The 16912-nt window shown below is 67.1% G+C and carries 17 protein-coding genes; 15 read left to right on the top strand and 2 right to left on the bottom strand.

From position 1 onward, the window contains the following. Positions 1 to 205 precede the first annotated feature (205 nt). Complete coding sequence (locus J2X54_RS09055; RefSeq protein WP_310179940.1) at positions 206 to 802, top strand: hemerythrin domain-containing protein; 597 nt, start codon at positions 206 to 208, stop codon at positions 800 to 802. 86 nt (positions 803 to 888) lie between these two features. On the opposite strand, the gene J2X54_RS09050 is transcribed toward J2X54_RS09055, so the two are convergent. Further along, complete coding sequence (locus tag J2X54_RS09050) at positions 889 to 1215, bottom strand: 4a-hydroxytetrahydrobiopterin dehydratase (protein ID WP_310179939.1); 327 nt, start codon at positions 1213 to 1215, stop codon at positions 889 to 891. 175 nt (positions 1216 to 1390) lie between these two features. Between J2X54_RS09050 and J2X54_RS09045 the strand changes: the two genes are divergently transcribed. The 7 genes from J2X54_RS09045 to J2X54_RS09015 all read left to right on the top strand — a co-directional run bounded on the left by J2X54_RS09045 (position 1391) and on the right by J2X54_RS09015 (position 7705). Next, positions 1391 to 1681 (top strand): hypothetical protein, encoded by a 291-nt coding sequence (locus tag J2X54_RS09045; protein WP_141749612.1) that lies wholly within the window; start codon positions 1391 to 1393, stop codon positions 1679 to 1681. Positions 1682 to 1727: 46 nt separating this feature from the next. Beyond that, positions 1728 to 2489 (top strand): SDR family oxidoreductase, encoded by a 762-nt coding sequence (locus J2X54_RS09040; RefSeq protein ID WP_310179938.1) that lies wholly within the window; start codon positions 1728 to 1730, stop codon positions 2487 to 2489. Between the two features lie 113 nt (positions 2490 to 2602). Further along, a complete protein-coding gene (locus J2X54_RS09035) occupies positions 2603 to 3529 on the top strand; it encodes an STM4015 family protein (protein WP_310179937.1) in 927 nt (308 codons plus the stop codon). 15 nt (positions 3530 to 3544) lie between these two features. Beyond that, positions 3545 to 4636, top strand: coding sequence for an STM4014 family protein (locus tag J2X54_RS09030; protein ID WP_310179936.1), 1092 nt, complete (start codon positions 3545 to 3547; stop codon positions 4634 to 4636). Continuing rightward, a complete protein-coding gene (locus tag J2X54_RS09025) occupies positions 4633 to 5448 on the top strand; it encodes an STM4013/SEN3800 family hydrolase (RefSeq protein WP_310179935.1) in 816 nt (271 codons plus the stop codon). The genes J2X54_RS09030 and J2X54_RS09025 overlap by 4 nt, the downstream gene beginning before the upstream one ends. Beyond that, positions 5445 to 6824, top strand: coding sequence for an STM4012 family radical SAM protein (locus tag J2X54_RS09020; protein ID WP_310179933.1), 1380 nt, complete (start codon positions 5445 to 5447; stop codon positions 6822 to 6824). Before J2X54_RS09025 ends, J2X54_RS09020 begins: the two co-directional genes overlap by 4 nt. Then, the gene (locus tag J2X54_RS09015; RefSeq protein WP_310179932.1) at positions 6818 to 7705 is read left to right on the top strand and encodes an STM4011 family radical SAM protein; all 888 of its coding nucleotides are present in this window, start codon (positions 6818 to 6820) and stop codon (positions 7703 to 7705) included. Before J2X54_RS09020 ends, J2X54_RS09015 begins: the two co-directional genes overlap by 7 nt. 33 nt (positions 7706 to 7738) lie before the next feature. On the opposite strand, the gene hmgA is transcribed toward J2X54_RS09015, so the two are convergent. Further along, positions 7739 to 9085, bottom strand: a complete 1347-nt coding sequence (gene hmgA, locus J2X54_RS09010) for a homogentisate 1,2-dioxygenase (RefSeq protein ID WP_310179930.1) — start codon at positions 9083 to 9085, stop codon at positions 7739 to 7741. Positions 9086 to 9265: 180 nt separating this feature from the next. Between hmgA and J2X54_RS09005 the strand changes: the two genes are divergently transcribed. From J2X54_RS09005 to J2X54_RS08975, 7 genes are all read left to right on the top strand, one after another. Beyond that, on the top strand, positions 9266 to 9487 hold the full coding sequence (locus tag J2X54_RS09005) for a hypothetical protein (protein ID WP_310179928.1): 222 nt from the start codon (positions 9266 to 9268) through the stop codon (positions 9485 to 9487). Between the two features lie 287 nt (positions 9488 to 9774). Beyond that, positions 9775 to 11145: a HAMP domain-containing sensor histidine kinase gene (locus J2X54_RS09000; protein ID WP_310179927.1), complete on the top strand. Its 1371-nt coding sequence runs from the start codon at positions 9775 to 9777 to the stop codon at positions 11143 to 11145. After that, complete coding sequence (locus tag J2X54_RS08995; RefSeq protein WP_310179925.1) at positions 11136 to 12668, top strand: sigma-54 dependent transcriptional regulator; 1533 nt, start codon at positions 11136 to 11138, stop codon at positions 12666 to 12668. The genes J2X54_RS09000 and J2X54_RS08995 overlap by 10 nt, the downstream gene beginning before the upstream one ends. A 151-nt stretch (positions 12669 to 12819) precedes the next feature. After that, complete coding sequence (locus J2X54_RS08990) at positions 12820 to 13374, top strand: hypothetical protein (RefSeq protein WP_310179923.1); 555 nt, start codon at positions 12820 to 12822, stop codon at positions 13372 to 13374. Positions 13375 to 13392: 18 nt separating this feature from the next. Then, on the top strand, positions 13393 to 14079 hold the full coding sequence (locus J2X54_RS08985) for a hypothetical protein (RefSeq protein ID WP_310179922.1): 687 nt from the start codon (positions 13393 to 13395) through the stop codon (positions 14077 to 14079). Between the two features lie 21 nt (positions 14080 to 14100). Beyond that, positions 14101 to 15351, top strand: a complete 1251-nt coding sequence (locus J2X54_RS08980; protein ID WP_310179920.1) for an SLC13 family permease — start codon at positions 14101 to 14103, stop codon at positions 15349 to 15351. Beyond that, entirely contained in the window at positions 15348 to 16676 is a 1329-nt protein-coding gene (locus J2X54_RS08975) for an MFS transporter (protein WP_310179918.1), read from the top strand. Before J2X54_RS08980 ends, J2X54_RS08975 begins: the two co-directional genes overlap by 4 nt. The last annotated feature ends 236 nt before the right edge of the window (positions 16677 to 16912 follow it).

Here is a 16912-nt window from a genome sequence, read left to right as displayed (position 1 = left end):
CGCCCCTATCAGTGCTCCAGGGATCAGTAAGATGTCGGACGTGGAATGACGCCGGTTGCGCGTGCTTCGTCGATAAAAATTCCCTGATTAAATCAACCTTGAACACCAGCTCTTACATGGCATCGATCGCTACTCCTACATGAGTTTGTCGGCTATGGAGGGATCATGCCTGTACGCCGACATCTATAGTTCAGGAGACTACATCATGTTTTCCCTTGCAAAACTCAGTCCCACCGTGACCGACATGATCCGCTTCGATCATTCTCATGTCTTCGTTACCTTTCATCAATTTACCCAGGACAAAAGTCCCACCGTCAAGAAGGCACTGAGCGACACGATCTGTGCCGCGCTGGAAATTCACGCGACACTGGAAGAAGAGATTTTTTATCCGGTCATGCAGACAATCGACCCAGGCGACTCGGCGCTGGAAAAAGCGCCGCATGAGCATGCCGACATGAAGCGCCTGATCCGCGAACTGCGCACCATTCCCGGCACCGACGATCTTCATGACCGGGTGCTGTTGGAATTGATGCGCGAGGTAATCCATCATGTTGCGGATGAAGAAACTGTGCTACTGCCTGCTGCCGAGCGCAAGCTGTCCAAAGAACGTCTGATCGAGCTGGGTGTGGCGATGAACAAGCGACGCATTGAACTGCTGGCGCCCCAGGCCGGCAAGGTTGCGATCAGTCATGCTGTTGGCTTTTCCGGCAGCACTGCCGCCTGGGTCCTCGGTGCAGCAGGCGCGATCGGCGCGATGCTTGCCTTTTCGGCGGCAGGCAGAAAGGCTGCCGTGCAAGTGTGACGATCTGGAAAACGACCAGGCCCATCTTGCCGAGCGGGAAAATCCCGCTGGCCAATCGGCACGTCGGCTAGCGTCGCCAGCTTGCATCATGGTTGGGTTGCTTCCCGGCCAGGCTGCGGCGCGAAGCGCCCGTACGCTTTTTCCGCGAGGTTGGCCATGATGAAATCGAGGCTGGTGAGACCGCCGGCATCGTGGGTGGTGAAACGGATGTTTACCGTGCGATACACATTCGACCATTCGGGATGGTGTTTATGTTTTTCGGCCGCGAGCGCCACCTCCGTCATGAACGAGAACGCCTGAACAAAATCGGCAAAGACGAACTCCCGATCAATCGTCCCGGCTGCGGCATCAAGCTTCCAGGACGGTAACGATTGTGCATGGCGCAATGCCGTATCGGAATTAAATTTTTCCATAACTTCCTTTCTTGGTCACGTCGATCTATCCGGAAAAATTCATAGTACAAGAGATGACAGGTTTTTGTGGCGTGCCGTACAGAGCCGTCCGCTGGCATGCACCACACTCGCCCTTTCGCGCAGCGTTTTCTCACTGCATACCGCAACGTTTCGACTGTCTCTGAAAGGACTCCCAATGACTATCTTCTCCACCTCCGCAAAGTTGTTAATGGGCGCCGCCATTGGTGTAGCCGTTCTCACCGGCTGTAACAAGAAAGCTGAAGATATGCCGGCGCCAACGGCCAGCCAGGCTGCCAATCCCAACGTGGTGCCCGATCCTGACATGACCAAGCCCGGCACCACGGCAGGCGGCACCACGCGCGATGCCAATCCGGGCGGCACCACGGGTGCGCCGGCCACGCCGGTTGCTCCCGATCCGAATTCCACGGCGCAGCCGCCGTCGAGCACCACGTCGACCAATCAATGATGCGCGCCATCGTTCGAGCTTGCACAGCGGGCCAGAAAGGATTTAGATGAACCGTTTTAACAAGAAGACCGTCCTGATCACAGGTGCAGCTTCGGGAATGGGCCTGGCTGCGGCCCGCCGTTTCCTCGACGAAGGCGCGCATGTCGTGATGATCGATATCGATGAGGCTGCGCTCACCAAGGCAGCTTCGCAGCTTCCGCAGGACCGGGTGCTGGTGCAGGTTGGCGATACCGCCGACAAAAGGACTGCGGACGTCGCCGTCAAAGCGACCATCGAGCGCTTCGGCAGCCTGGATGTCTTGATCAATAATGCCGGTATCGGCAGCTCGGGCGACATCACCAACACCAGCGCGGAAGACTTCGACCGCGTGATGGCGGTCAACGTGGCCGGTTACTTCCACATGGCCAAGGCAGCCATGCCCGAGCTGGTCAAGGTACGAGGATCGATCGTCATGACCTCGTCCGTTTCGGGCCTGGGCGGTGACTGGGAAATGTTCGCCTACAACACGTCGAAAGGCGCTGTCAGCAATATGGTGCGTGCGATGGCGCTCGACGCTGCCAAGCATGGCGTACGCGTCAATGCAGTCAATCCAAGCTTTACGGACACCGGTATGACCCGGGACATGTTGCAGGATGCAGAGCTTGTCGCCAAGTTCAAGGAACGCATGCCGCTCGGTGCACCGGCTGCCCCGGAAGGCGTGGCAGCAGTCATGGCCTTCCTGGCCAGCGACGACGCGCGCCTGATCACGGGCGTCAATTTGCCGGTAGATGCCGGATTGATGGCTTCCAACGGCCAGCCGCCGCAGTAAGAAAACGGCGTTCAGCGTAGTGAACGGGGGGGCAAGACCCTCCCTGTGGCAAGCCCTCCCATGGTAAGATTTAGGAATAAGCAAGATTTCCTGTCCGCCACGGAGCCCCCGCAATGACGATTTCCGACAGCACCACCACCTTCCACAACAAAAAAGTCGTGCAGTACGATCCCGACAGCGCTTTTGATCCGTCGCCCGACGTGGTCTATCGGCTGGCGCTCGACTACGACGACAAGCGCAAGATGCCGGAGCTGATCGACAGCTTTTTGGCGCGCGCCGACAAGGCGACGCTGGAAGCGCTGGTGATTGGCATGTGGGGCGAACCGTACGAGGCGGGCGCCGATGCGGTGATCGCCGCGCTGGCCAGCCATGCGCCGGAACTGCCGGCGCTGCGCGCGCTGTTCGTCGGCGACATGACGTACGAGGAATGCGAAATTTCGTGGATCGTGCAGGGCAATTACAAGCCGCTGCTCGACGCCTTCCCGCAACTGGAAGAGCTGCGCATCCGCGGCGGCAACGAGCTGACCATCGAACCGTTCGCGCACCAGCACCTGCGCAAGTTCACCATCGAATCCGGCGGCCTCGATCAGAAAATCGCGCTGGCGCTGGCCGCCTCCAGCATGCCCAACCTGGAACACCTGGAGCTGTGGCTGGGCGCGGACGACTATGGCTTCTCCGGCGACGTGGCGCTGTACCGCAAGGTGCTGGCGCAACTGGCCACGCCAGGCCTGCGCTACCTGGGCCTGCGTGACGCCGAGATCGCCGACGACCTGGCTGCATGGCTGGCCAGCGAGCCGCTGCTGGCCAGCGTCACCACGCTCGACCTGTCGCTGGGTACCATCGGCGACGCTGGTGCCGAGGCGCTGCTGCAAGGCACGCAACTGGGCAACCTCGCGCGCCTGGACCTGTCGCACCACTATATTTCGCCGGCCAACCAGCAGAAACTCAAGGCGCTGCCGTTCGACGTCGTGCTCGACGATCCCCAGGAAGAGGACCAGTATGATGGCGAGGGCCATCGCTACGTGGCCGTCGGCGAGTAATTGTCGGGTCAGCGGATGACCGCGATGACTGTGCTGGCAACCGCTGCCAGCAAGCGCGTGCGGCTGTTGCAGGCGGCGCGCGCGCAGCTTGGCATGCCGGCCGCGCGCGTTCTGGAATGGCGCGATTGGCTCGAGCAGCCTTCGCTGCTGGCGCAGGCGCTCGATCTGCCGTGCCTGTTCAAGATCGAGCCGCCCGGCGACGATGCCGCCGCGCACCTGCACCTGGTGCAGGACGGCTGCCGCCTGCTGGACCGGCCGCCGCCGCGCGCGCCCGAACATGGCGAGCTGCTGGCGATGGATGCCTGGTTTGCCGGTTTTGCCGACGCCATGGCGCGCCTGTCGCAGCAGCTGGCCGGCCTGCCGCTGGCGCAGGTGGTCAACGCGCCCGGCGACATCTGCCTGATGACCGACAAGCTGGCGTGCCAGCGCCACCTGCGCGAGCTCGGCGTGCCCGTGCCTGCCTTGCTGGGTCGCGTGGACGGCTACGAGCACCTGCAAGCGCTGCTCGATCAGCATGACCTCGACCGCCTGTACCTGAAGCCGCGCTACGGTTCTTCCGCGTCGGGCGTGGTGGCGTACCGGCGCAACCGGGCAGGGCGCCAGCAGGCCACCAGCTCCGCCAGCATGGTGCACACGCAGGGCGCCATCCGGCTGTTCAACGACAAGCGCATCGCGCGCTATGAGCGCGCCGCCGATATCGGCGCGCTGGTCGATGCCTTGGCCGCGCAGGAACTGTACGCGGAAGCGTGGCTGGACAAGCCGCGCTGCGGCGACTCCCACTACGACTTGCGCGTGGTCGCCATCGGCGGCCAGCCCGCGCACCGGGTGGCGCGCCTGGGGACGCGCATGATGACCAATCTGCACCTCGACAACCGGCGCGGCGACGCCGCCGCGCTGCTGGGTGCAGCCGACATGGCGGCGCTGGAAGCGACCGTGCGTCAGGCGGCGCGCACGTTTCCCGCCAGCGGCGTGGCCGGCTACGACCTGGTGGTGCGCCGGGGCCAGGCCCACGTGCTGGAAGCGAACGCTTTCGGCGACCTGCTGCCCGGCCTGTTGTGGCAGGGACGCGATACCTGCGCAGCGCAGCTGCAAGCGCTGGCGCCATGACGGACATGAACCTGGTCGTGGGCAGCCACGACATCGTCTTCATCACGCTCGACACCTTGCGCTACGACGTGGCGCAAGCCCTGTTCGAAGCCGGCGAACTGCCGGTACTGGGCCGTTTTCTGCCTGCTGCGGGCTGGGAGCGGCGCCACTCGCCGGCCACGTTTACCTATGCCGCGCACCAGGCCTTCTTTGCCGGTTTTTTGCCCACGCCGGCGGCCCCGGGCCGCCATCGGCGCCTGTTTGCCAGCGCCTTTGCCGGCAGCGAGACCACGTCGCCTCAGACCTTCGCTTTCGAGCAGGCCAGTATCCCGGAGGCGCTCGCCGCGCGCGGCTACCGCACCATCTGCATCGGCGGCGTCGGCTTTTTCAATCAACAGACCGCGCTGGGCCGCGTGTTGCCGGCGCTGTTCCAGCAAAGTCACTGGAACGCCGGCATGGGTGTGGCCGCCCGCCACTCGACCGAAAAGCAGGTGGCGCTGGCGCGCGAACTGCTGGCGCAAACCAGTGAGCGCACTTTTTTGTTCCTCAACGTGGCCGCGCTGCACGCGCCCAACCGCGCCTACCTGCCGGGCTGTCGCGCCGACAACCTGGAGAGCCACGCGGCAGCGCTGCGCTACGTGGACCAGGCGCTGGCGCCGCTGTTCGATGCGTGCGCCGCGCGGGCGCCCACCTTTACCATCGTCTGCTCCGACCACGGCAGCGCGTATGGCGAAGACGGTTATCGCGGCCACCGCGTGGCGCACGACAGCGTCTGGAACGTGCCGTATGCGCACTTCTTCATCCCCGCAAAATCGACAGGAACCGCACCGTGAATCCCTCCGAAGCGCCAGGCAACCTGGCGCAGCGCATGCGCCACACGCCTTACCAGGCCTATTCGTACTCGTATCCGCACAAGGCGGCGTATCGCAAGCTGGAGCAGGCCACGCCGCTGGCGCCGCTGTGGGCGCAGCAGGATCGCTCCGCGCTGTTTGCTTACATCCATATTCCGTTCTGCGAAATGCGCTGCGGCTTTTGCAACCTGTTCGCCATGGCGCGACCCGGCGCCGACATGGTCGAGCGCTACGTGCAGCAGGTACTGGTGCAGATGCGCGCGATGGATGGCGTGCTCGGTGAGCGTCGCTTTGCGCGCTTTGCGCTCGGTGGCGGCACCCCCACGTATTTGTCGCCGGCGCAACTCGAAACCTTGTTGTGCGGCGCCCGCGACATCCTCGGCATCGACCTGCACGCCACCCCGGCCGGCATCGAGGCATCGCCGGAAACCATCAACGCCGAACGGCTGGCGGTGTGCCGTGCGCACGGTATCGATCGCGTGAGCCTGGGCATCCAGAGCTTTGCCGCCGGCGAGATGCGTGCGCTGGCGCGGCCGCAGCAGAATGCCACCGTGCACCACGCGATTGGCCTGATCCGCGCCGCCGGTTTTCCGACCCTCAACCTCGACCTGATCTACGGCATCGCCGGGCAGACGGTGGCCAGCCTGCTGGCATCGATCGACAGCGCGCTGGCGTTCGCGCCGGAAGAAATCTACCTGTATCCGCTGTACGTGCGCGAGCAGACCGGCCTGGGCAAGGTAGCGCGGCGCCAGGGCGCGCATACCCTCGATCCCATCATGCTGGCGCGCGACGGCGACAGCCGCCTGGCGTTGTACGCGGCAGCGCGCGACCACCTGCGCGCGCAAGGCTATGTGCAGGTATCGATGCGCATGTTCCGCGCGCCGCATGCGCCGCTTGATGCCGGCCCGTCCTACTGCTGCCAGAACGACGGCATGGTGGGCCTGGGCGCCGGTGCGCGTTCGTACACTTCGCAGCTGCACTATTCGAGCGAATACGCGGTCGCCCGCGTGGAGACCATCGGCATCATCGACAACTACCTGGCCCTCGACCAGGCGCACTTCGCCCAGGCCGAGCATGGCTACCTGCTCGGCGCTGAAGACCAGCAAAGGCGCTACGTGATCCAGTCGCTGCTGACGGAACCGGGCCTGGACCGCGACGCCTACACGGCGCGCTTCGGCACCGCCTGCGAAGACGATCTGCCGCAACTGGCCGAACTGTTCGCCCTGGCGCTGGTGCAGCGGGACGGGCCGCTGCTGCGCCTGAACGACCAGGGCTACGCCTACGCCGACACCATCGGCCCGTGGCTGGCGTCGAACCAGGTGCGTGCGCTGATGGCTGAAAGCGGGCAGGCGTGCTGACAGTGCCCGACAGCGGACTGGCGCTGCTGTACCGCGGCACGCTCTCGAGCTGCAACTACGATTGCGGCTACTGCCCGTTCGCCAAGCAGCAGGACAGCCGCGCCGTGCTGGCGCGCGATGCCCGCGAGGTGATGCGCTTTACCGACTGGGTGGCTGCGCAGGACCGCGCCATCAGCGTGTTGTTCACGCCGTGGGGTGAAGCCCTGGTGCGGCGCCACTACCGCGCCGCCATGCATACGCTGGCGGCATTGCCGCACGTGTGCCAGGTGGCGCTGCAAACCAACCTGTCCGGCCCGCTCGGCTGGCTGGCCGACATGGGCGACATCGCACGTGCGAAGATCGGGCTGTGGTGCACCTACCACCCCGACCAGACCACGCTGGCGCGCTTTGTCGAACGGTGCGCGCGGCTGGGCGCCATGGGCGTGCGCTACTCGGTCGGCGTGGTGGCGCTGCGCGAACATTACGACGCCATCCGCGCGTTGCGCGCGGCGCTGCCGCCGCACGTTTATCTGTGGCTGAACGCCTACGACCGGCGTGGCCCCGGCTACTATGCGGCCGCGGACCTGGCCTGGCTCGACGTCATCGATCCGTGGTTTGCGCAGAGCCGTCGCCCGGCGCCGTCACGCGGCAAGGGCTGCCTGGCCGGTGAAGCCGCGCTGTCGGTCGATGGCGACGGCACGCTCACGCGCTGCCATTTCGTGCCCGAGATTCTCGGCAATTTGTACCAGCATGATTTGGCCGATTTGCTGCAGGAGCGCAGTTGCCCGCGCTTCAAGTGCGACTGCTATATCGGTTATGCGCAGCGCAAGGATTTGCCATACCAGGACGTGTTCGGGGCAGGCGTGCTGGCACGGCTGGGACCGCAGGGGCAGTCGGCGTGAATGCTGCCTTGTGCGTCCGCGCTGCCCGGCCGGTCAGACGCCGGTTCCCTCGTCGTTGAAGTGCTTGTTGAAGCCTTGCCAGCACTGGTAATAGTCGGGTTGCAGCTGCGGCGACGCCAGCGCGTGGGCGGTGGGGCAGATCACGTCGCGCGTCTCGAACATGAAGGCCATGGTCTGGTCGACCTTGTGCGGCACGCTGGTGTCGCTGGCGCTGGCCTTGTCGAAGGTGGCCGCGTCGGGGCCATGGCCGCTCATGCAGTTGTGCAGGCTGGCGCCGCCGGGGCGGAAGCCGGCCGACTTGGCGTCGTACTGGCCCTCGATCAGGCCCATGAATTCGCTGGCGACGTTGCGGTGGAACCAGGGCGGACGGAAGGTGTTTTCGGCCGCCAGCCAGCGCGGCGGGAAGATCACGAAGTCGAGCGTATCGACGCCCGGCGTATCGGACGGCGCGTGCAGCACCAGGAAGATCGACGGATCGGGATGGTCGTAGCTGATCGAACCGATCGCGTTGAAATGGCGCAGGTCGTATTTGTACGGCGCGTAGTTGCCGTGCCACGCCACCACGTCCAGCGGTGAATGGCCGATGCGCGCGCTCCACAGGTTGCCGGCAAACTTGGCCACCAGTTCGAAGTCGCCCTCGCGGTCTTCGAAGGCGGCGCGCGGGGTCAGGAAGTCGCGCGGGTTGGCCAGGCCGTTGGAGCCGATCGGCCCCATGTCGGGCAGGCGCAGCAAGGCGCCGTAGTTCTCGCAGATATAGCCGCGCGCGGCGCCGTCGGGCAGCATCACCTGGAAGCGCACGCCGCGCGGCACCACCGCGATTTCCTGCGGTTCGACCTCGATCAGTCCCAGCTCGGTGGCAATGCGCAGGCGGCCCTGCTGCGGCACGATCAGCAGCTCGCCATCGGCGTTGTAAAAGTAGCGGTCCGCCATGTCGCGGTTGGCGGAGTACAGGTGGATCGCGCACCCCGATTGCGCCGCCACCGATCCATTGCCGGCCATGGTGACCCAGCTGTCGAGGAAATCGGCACCGTCCTGCGGCAATGGCAGCGGCAGCGGATCCCAGCGCAGCTGGTTGGGCGGCACGGCCACCTGGTCGAAGCGGCTGACCACGCGGCCGTTGTCGATCTGGCGGAACGGCTGGTGCATGGCCGCAGGCCGGATGCGGTACAGCCAGCTGCGCCGGTTGTGCGCGCGTGGCGCCGTGAAAGCAGTGCCGGACAACTGTTCCGCGTAGAGGCCGTAAGGGGCGCGTTGCGGCGAATTCTGGTGCAGCGGCAGCGCGCCGGGCAGCGCCTCGGTGGCGAACTCGTTGCCGAAGCCGGATTGATAACCGGCTTGATGGTCGGACTGAAAACGCGTGGGAGGGTGGGGGACGTTCACGCTGGCTCCTGTGATTGGTATCGCCACAATGTAGTACACCGGCGTGAAGTTTGCGATGTAAATAAGTGAATAAGCTTTATTTACGAAGTAAATAAGGCCGTCGTGCCAGTATTCCCATTGGCCAGGTCCGCACGATAGAAAAACCCGCCATAATGTGCCATCAATCCTGAGGAGACCGGCATGCCATTTTATCGAGTGTGGTACCAGAACAAGTCCGAGCCGCTGGAGTTTTCCAGCGCTTCCCGCGTGCGTGAAGACGAGATTTTCGAGCGCGTGTTCTCGCACGAAAACATCGCGCTGCCGGCCGAGTCCGGGCCGTCGCTGGCCGACGTGGCGGCCAGCCACCAGCTGGCGCCGTTGCGCTACACGGAAGACGAGGGCGAGCCTTATACGTTGCTGTAACGCTGCTGCAGCTTGACCCCGAAGCCACCGACCGCCGCACGCCGGCGGTTTTTTTCGTCACAGAACTTCCGTGCAACTACCGGTCCGTCCGGCTCTCCCACGTCTCCCACCTCGACTTCGAACCCGGCTAGCAGCCGGTGCCGTTGCAGCAGCTAACCCGCGATCAAATGTTGTCGCTAACCATTTCGCATTAACTTACTTTCAGGCTACTGTGCTGTCGTGCCTGCCTTGAAGCGGCATAATGCGCGACAGGTTGGTTGCCTAAAGGATATATAGTGCTGAATGGAATGCTTAAACGCGATTTGTCGTGGCTGTGGGCGGCGATCGCGGCAATGGTGCTGCTGGTCATCTGGCTGCTGCTGCAACTGGGACGGCAAGGGTCGGAGGCGCAGATCGCCGCCGCCCGTACCCGTGCCGCCGTGATTTGCCAGATCATGCGCGCCGGCGCCCAGCGCCTGGACGGCCGCGATGCGCAAGCCGAAGCGGTCGAGCGCGCCGTGGTCGATATGGCGCTGCGCGAAGACAACGGCGTCGAAGGCGGCCTGTGGCAGGCGCAGCGCGGCGTGTACGGGTATGCGTTTCCCACCTACGACGGCAGCGGCGTCAAGGACGATGCGCCGGCTGCCGAGTTGCCGCGCATCGCCTCGCTGGCGCAACGGGCGCTGGCCAGCGCCGCGCCGGTGCTGGAAGTACGTCCCGGCCTGCGCGAGGCGGTGGTGTATGGCGCCTGCCCGGTGTCGGCCGATGTCGCCGGCTGGACCCTGACCCGGGTGGCGACCATCGCCGACAACGCGCTCGACCACCTGGTGCTGGCGGTCAGCGCGCTGCTGTGTGCGCTGGTGCTGGCGGGCGCCTGGTTCGCGGTGCTGCTCACGCGCTGGGGCCGCGAGGTGCAGCGGCTGTCGGGCCTGCTGGTGGCCAGCGAACGGATGGCTGCGCTGGGCAGCCTGGCTGCCGGGCTCGCGCATGAGATCCGCAATCCGCTCGGCACCATCCGCATGAAGGTGGACAACGCGCTGGCGGCATCGCCCGACAAGCGTGGCGCCCGCACCGAGGCGGCGCTGCACACGACCCTGCTGCAAGTACAGCGGCTGGAAACCCTGGTCGCCAGCCTGCTGGCGCTCACCCAGCCATTTCACCCGCAACGGGCGCCAGTGGTCCTGGCCGACTGGCTGGCGCAACGGCGCCAGGACCATGCCGATGCTGCGGCCGATCTTGATGTGACGCTGGCATTGACGTTGGGGGCCGGTATTGCGCCTGGCGACCATGCTGCTGCCCACGGCGCCGCCGCGCAGGTCGATGGCGGTGCCAATACCGCCGACCTCGAGGTGGCGCTGTTCGATCCGGCGCAAATGGCGCGCGTGATCGACAACTTGCTGATCAACGCGCTGGCCCACACCACGGCCGGCGGCCGGGTGGAGCTGGGCGCGGCCCGTGACGGCAGCGTCCTGCGGCTGTGGGTGGCCGACGACGGCCGTGGCGTGCCGCCGGCCTTGCAGGCCAGCCTGTTCGATCCGCTGGTGACGGGCCGGCCCGGCGGCACCGGCCTCGGGCTGGCCGTGGTGCGCGAGGTGGTGCAAGCCCATGGCGGCGCCGTCAGCCTCGACGCCAACCACAGTCCCGGCACCCGCATCGTGATGGAGTTGCCATGGAACTGATCCTGGTCGTCGACGACGACACCGCCTTCCGCGCCACGCTGGCCGAGACGCTGGAAGACCTTGGCTACGGCGTGCGCCAGGCCGCCAGCGCCGAGGCGGGGCTGCGCGCGTTGGGCGCGGGCGGTATCGCCGCCGCCATCGTCGATTTGCGCCTGCCCGGCGACGACGGCCTGGCGCTGCTGCGCGCCGCGCCCGAGATCGCCCCGGACGTGCCGTGCATCATGCTCACCGCTTACGCCAGCGGCGCCAATACCATCGAGGCGATGCGGCTGGGCGCTTTCGACCACCTGACCAAGCCGATCGGGCGCAGCGTGCTGGCCGAGACGCTGGCGCGGGCCTTGCGGGCGCGGGCGGCCAATGGCGTGGACACTGAAATGGACAATGCAGTGGCCGACCCGGACGACACCATGGTCAGCAACAGCGAAGCGATGCGCGCCATCTTCAAGCGCATCGGCCTGGTGGCCGACAGCGACAACTCGGTGCTGGTGCTTGGCGAAACCGGGACCGGCAAGGAGCTGGTGGCGCAGGCGCTGCATCGCAACAGCGCCCGGGTGCAGGGGCCGTTCGTGGCGGTCAACTGCGCGGCGATTCCGGCCGACTTGCTCGAGAGCGAACTGTTCGGCCACGTCAAGGGCGCGTTTTCCGGCGCCACGGCCGACCGCCCCGGACGCTTCCGCGAGGCCGACGGCGGCACCCTGTTCCTCGACGAGATCGGCGACATGGCGCTGCCCACCCAGGCCAAGATCCTGCGCGTGCTGCAGGAGCGCGTGGTCACGCCGCTGGGCGGACGCCACGCGCAAGCGGTCAACCTGCGCGTGGTGGCGGCCACCCACCGCGACCTCGAGCGCGAGGTGGCAGAGGGCAGGTTCCGCGCCGACTTGCTGTACCGCTTGCAGGTGATCACCATCGTGTTGCCGCCGCTGCGCGAACGGCAGGGCGATATCGAGGTGCTGCTCGCGCATTTTCTCCATCACGGCGGCGGGCGCAGCAAGCGGCTGTCGGACGCCGCGCTGGCCGCCTTGCGCGCGCACGACTGGCCCGGCAATGTGCGCGAGCTGCGTAACACCGTGCAGCGCGCGATTGCGCTCAGTGAGGGCGATCTGATCGAGGAGCGGCACCTGGGGCTGGCAACGGCTGCAGGGGCGTCAGCGGCGTCCGTCGGCGCGACTGATGCTGCACCTGCCGGTACGCCATCCCGCGCTACCGGGCCGGCTGCGGCCATCGGCAGCGTGGATGCAGTTGCCGCGCTGGCTGACGGAGTGGCTGCTGCCCCTGGCGGCGTTGCTGGCGCCACCGGGGCGGCGCTTGGTGCTGGTTCGGTCACTTCCGTGCCGCTGGCCGCAGATGTACTGGCCATCGACTGGGACGGCAACCTGGACCAGGCCGTGGCGCAGCTGGAGGCGGCGATGCTGGTACGGGCGCTGGCCGCCAGCGACGGCAACCGCAGCCAGGCGGCGCGCCGGCTCGGCCTGTCGCGCCAGCAGTTGTATCGCAAGCTGGCGCAATATGGTCTGGATGTGTGACGCTGTCCGCAGGGCGGACAAGCAGGTGTCACCAAAGCGGACAAGCGGCGGCGCCGAACGCCCGATTCGGGCGTTTTGCAGGCGGGCAGGGCTGGCACGCTATCTGCATAGACATGGTTACCCCGCCTTTTAATGAAACAAGGAGAGAACCATGAATACCCTGAAACTGAAACCCGTCATGCTGGCTGTCGCACTGACCGCTGTCACCGCCACTGCTGCCTTTGCCGCGTCGCAGCCTGCTCAGCCGCCAGCACCATTGCTGCTGGCCCAGGCCGATACGCCACCGCCGCCGCCGGCAGCCGGCGCGCGCCGGGCGCCGCCTGGTCAGCCGGGCCAGCGCGTACGTCCGCCGGCACCGCCGCGTGACGGTGCAGCACCACCACCGCCACCCCGTGATGGCATGGCGCCGCCACCACCCCCACTGCCGCGCGATGGCGTAGCACCACCGCCACCCCCACGTGATGGCATGGCGCCGCCACCGCCGCCTGATGGCATAGCACCGCCGCCACCCCCACGTGATGGCATGGCGCCGCCACCGCCGCCTGATGGCGTAGCACCGCCGCCACCACCACGCGACGGTATGGCGCCACCGCCACCGCCTGACGGCGCAGCACCACCTCCGCCGCCACCACGTGACGGCATGGCGCCGCCACCACGTGACGGCATGGCGCCGCCACCACCACCGCCGGCCGGCGGCCAGTTGTAATCGTCGCCGTCGCACGCCATGCCATGCTATCGCCACTTGCCGGCCGCGCTATTGGTGGCGCTGCTCGCCAGCGTGGCGAATGCCGCCAGCGCCGCGCCGCCCGGCCCGCCGGCATTGCCGGTACCGCTTGCGCCGTCGGCACAGCTGGCACAGCTGGCACCAACAGCGGCGGCGCCGCCCGGCAAAGCGGCGCTGACTGTCCTCGAGGGCAAGGTGCAGCGCCTGTTGATCACGGCTTACGGCGAGCCCAATGGCGTGCGCCTGGCTGACGGCACCGTGGTCCTGCTGCCGCCGCACCTGGCCGGCCGGCTGGCAGGCGCGGTGGCCGTGGGCGACCGCGTGCGCGTGATCGGCCAGCCGGCCAGCGGCGGCGCCATGCGCGCGCAGGCGCTGGTCAATCTCGCTTCCGGTGGCGCCGTGGACGGGCAGGGCGATGGCCCGCCCATGCTGCCATCCCCATCGTCACGGCCGCCGTTGCAGCAGTTTTCGGTGCGCGGCGTGATCGACGCCGTGCTGCACGGTCCGCGCGGCGAAGCCAATGGCGTGATCCTGACCGACGGCGCCATCATCTATTTCCGGCCCGACCTGGTCGGCGTGCCGCTGGCGCCGGGCCAGCCGTTTGCGGCCGTGGGCATCGGCACGCGCGCCGCCGCCGGCCTGGCCATCGAAGCGATTTCCGCCAATACCACCCCTGATCAACACTGACCAACCCTGAAGAATCCAGCCATGTCGAGTAACATCATCTTGTGGACGATCACCGCCATCACCATGTTGGGCATCGTGGTGCGCCCCTGGCGCCTGCCCGAAGCCGTGTGGGCGGTCGCCGCCGTTGCCGCCCTGCTGATGTTCGGCCTGATCGATTCGCACCAGGTCATGGCCGGCGCGGCGCGCGGCACCGACGTCTACCTGTTTTTGGCGGGCATGATGCTGCTCGCCGAACTGGGGCGCCGCCATGGCGTGTTCGACTGGCTGGCCGCCCACGCGGCGCGCGCGGCCGACGGCTCCGGCCACCGCCTGTTCCTGCTGGTATACCTGGCCGGCACCGTGGTAACGGTGCTGCTGTCCAATGACGCCACCGCCGTGGTGCTCACCCCGGCGGTCTACGCGGTGGCGCGCGCGGTCGATGCGCCGCCGGTGCCGTACCTGCTGCTGTGCGCCTTCGTCGCCAACGCCGCCAGCTTCGTACTGCCGGTCTCCAATCCCGCCAACCTGGTCGTGTTCGGCGCCCACATGCCGGGCCTGGCCGACTGGCTCTCGATGTTCCTGTTGCCGTCGCTCGGCGCCATCGTGGTCACTTACGCGATCCTGTATTACCGCTTGCGCGCCGGCCTGCCTGCCGCGATCGGGCGTGACATCGCCGTGCCTACGCTGGCCACCGGTGGCCGCGTGACGCTGGGCGCGCTCGGCGGTACCGCGCTGTTGCTGGGCGTGGCGTCGGCCTGGCGCCTGCCGCTGGGACCGATCACGCTGGCGGCCGGGCTGGTGGCGTTGCTGGCCGCCAGCATGGCCGCGCGCGTATCGCCGGTCGCCACCGTCCGGGCGCTGTCGTGGGACGTGTTGCTGATGGTGGCCGGCCTGTTCGTGCTGATCGAGGCGCTCCAGGCGCACGGCGTGGTGGCGGCGCTGGCGGCGCAATTGCAGCATTTGCAGTCGGCGCAACCGGTTATGGCCAATGGCATCGCCGGCGCGGTGCTGGCGCTGGCCTGCAACCTGTTCAACAACCTGCCGGCCGGCTTGCTGGGCGCCGCCACGCTCGACCACGTGGCAGCCGGTCCCGCGCTGCGCGCCGCCGCGTTGATCGGTATCGACCTGGGGCCCAACCTGTCGGTGAGCGGCTCGCTGGCCACCATCCTGTGGCTGACCGCGCTGCGCCGCGAGGGCGTGCATTTCAGCGCCTGGGGCTTCCTCAAGCTCGGGGTGCTGGTGATGCCTGCCAGTCTGCTGGCTGCGCTGTTGCTGTTGCAGGTGGTGTCATGAGCGCGGTGCCGGCCGGCCGCGCTCCGGCGTCGGCAGCCATCGCCGGTCCCACCGTCGCCACGCTGTGGGCGCTGGCGCTGCTCAACTTTTTCCTGGCCGATGCCAGGGACGGCCTCGGTCCGTTTCTCGACGCTTTTTTGACCACGAAAGGCTGGCAGCCGATGGACCTGGGCATGCTGGCCACCATCGGCGGCGCGATAGGCCTGGCCGCCGGCGTGCCGGCCGGCGCGTTTGCCGACCGCACCCGCAGCAAGCGCATGATGATCGTCGTCCCGATCGCCCTGATCACGGCCATGAGTTTCCTGTGCATCGCCTGGCCGCAACAGGGCGTGGTGTTCGTGACGCAGGCGCTGGCCGCGCTGGCCGGCGTGCTGATCGCGCCGGCGCTCACCGGCATCACGCTCGGCGTAGTGGGGCCGAAGCACTTCGGCCGCCAGCTGGGCAAGAACGAAGCCTGGAACCATGCCGGCAACGTGGTCCTGCTCGGTGGCACGTGGGGCGCCAGCGCCTGGTTCGGTTTGCCCGGCGTGGCCGGCCTGATGCTGATCACCACCATCGCCGCCATCATGGCCACGCTCGCGATTGCGCCAGCCAGCATCGACCACGCTGCCGCACGCGGTCTTGCGCCGTCCAAGGTCGACGCTGCGGCCGGGTTGGACAATCCGGACGCAGGCGCGGCGGCGCAATCGGGGCCGGCCGGCAGCGGCCAGCCATCACCGGCTGGGGCAACGCCGCCCGCGCCGTCGTGGCGGGTGCTGGCAGCCAACCGACCGCTGCTGCTGCTCAGCGTGGCCTTGCTGCTGTTTCACTTCGGCAATGCACCGCTGGCGCGCCTGATCTCGCAGCAGTTCGCCTTGCAGATGCAGCGTCCGTTCGAGACCACGGCCGTGATCACCATGGTGTCGCAACTGTCGGCGCTGGCGGCGGCGCTGCTGGCGCAGCGCATCATCCGCCTGGACTGGGTACGCGCAGCGGCCGTGCTGGCGGTGCTCAGCCTGCCGCTGCGCGGGGTGCTGGCGTACAGCTTTTCCGAGTTCGCCATGATTTACCCGGTGCAGCTGCTCGACGGGCTCGGTGTGGGCCTGCTCGGCATCCTGACGCCGTTCCTGGTCGAGCGCCTGACGCGCGGCAGCGGCCACTTCAACATGGCGCTGGCGGCGGTCATGGTGGTGCAGGGCGTGGGGGCGGCGTCGAGCAACGTGGTGGCCGGCTACCTGGTCACGCATTACGGCTACGCGATGACGTACCTGCTGCACGGCAGCTTTGCACTGGTGGCGCTGGCGGCGTTGCTGCCGGCACTGACCGGGGCCCGGGCCAGGCCATAGAGCGGAGGCGCTGCGCCGTCTGCCTGCCCGCCCGCCGCGCGGGCGCCTTGGCGCTATAATTCCGGTTTGCCGGTTCGGCAGCGCCTAGCAGCCTGTCGGGCTTGGGGAGTCAGAGCGAAAAAATAGCTGGTGGAGGACAGATTTTGTCGATTTCGCAGTGCCCATAGCGGGCTATGGGCCGAGAAAGCGGCGAAATATGGACCGATCCAGGTATTTTTGCAGCTGACGATCCCAAG

It is taken from the genome of Duganella sp. 3397 (genome assembly GCF_031456625.1).
GTDB classification, from domain to species: Bacteria; Pseudomonadota; Gammaproteobacteria; order Burkholderiales; family Burkholderiaceae_D; genus Rugamonas; species Rugamonas phyllosphaerae.
Note: the sequence above shows the minus strand (reverse complement) of the source record. Positions and strands in the feature narration are given on the sequence as shown.

Excerpts from the sequence above, each read along its gene's own strand:
- J2X54_RS09055 (WP_310179940.1), top strand. The coding sequence starts at position 206 with ATGTTTTCCCTTGCAAAACTCAGTCCCACCGTGACCGACATGATCCGC.
- J2X54_RS09050 (WP_310179939.1), bottom strand. The coding sequence starts at position 1,215 with ATGGAAAAATTTAATTCCGATACGGCATTGCGCCATGCACAATCGTTA.
- J2X54_RS09045 (WP_141749612.1), top strand. The coding sequence starts at position 1,391 with ATGACTATCTTCTCCACCTCCGCAAAGTTGTTAATGGGCGCCGCCATT.
- J2X54_RS09040 (WP_310179938.1), top strand. The coding sequence starts at position 1,728 with ATGAACCGTTTTAACAAGAAGACCGTCCTGATCACAGGTGCAGCTTCG.
- J2X54_RS09035 (WP_310179937.1), top strand. The coding sequence starts at position 2,603 with ATGACGATTTCCGACAGCACCACCACCTTCCACAACAAAAAAGTCGTG.
- J2X54_RS09030 (WP_310179936.1), top strand. The coding sequence starts at position 3,545 with ATGACCGCGATGACTGTGCTGGCAACCGCTGCCAGCAAGCGCGTGCGG.
- J2X54_RS09025 (WP_310179935.1), top strand. The coding sequence starts at position 4,633 with ATGACGGACATGAACCTGGTCGTGGGCAGCCACGACATCGTCTTCATC.
- J2X54_RS09005 (WP_310179928.1), top strand. The coding sequence starts at position 9,266 with ATGCCATTTTATCGAGTGTGGTACCAGAACAAGTCCGAGCCGCTGGAG.
- J2X54_RS09000 (WP_310179927.1), top strand. The coding sequence starts at position 9,775 with ATGCTTAAACGCGATTTGTCGTGGCTGTGGGCGGCGATCGCGGCAATG.
- J2X54_RS08995 (WP_310179925.1), top strand. The coding sequence starts at position 11,136 with ATGGAACTGATCCTGGTCGTCGACGACGACACCGCCTTCCGCGCCACG.
- J2X54_RS08990 (WP_310179923.1), top strand. The coding sequence starts at position 12,820 with ATGAATACCCTGAAACTGAAACCCGTCATGCTGGCTGTCGCACTGACC.
- J2X54_RS08985 (WP_310179922.1), top strand. The coding sequence starts at position 13,393 with ATGCCATGCTATCGCCACTTGCCGGCCGCGCTATTGGTGGCGCTGCTC.
- J2X54_RS08980 (WP_310179920.1), top strand. The coding sequence starts at position 14,101 with ATGTCGAGTAACATCATCTTGTGGACGATCACCGCCATCACCATGTTG.
- J2X54_RS08975 (WP_310179918.1), top strand. The coding sequence starts at position 15,348 with ATGAGCGCGGTGCCGGCCGGCCGCGCTCCGGCGTCGGCAGCCATCGCC.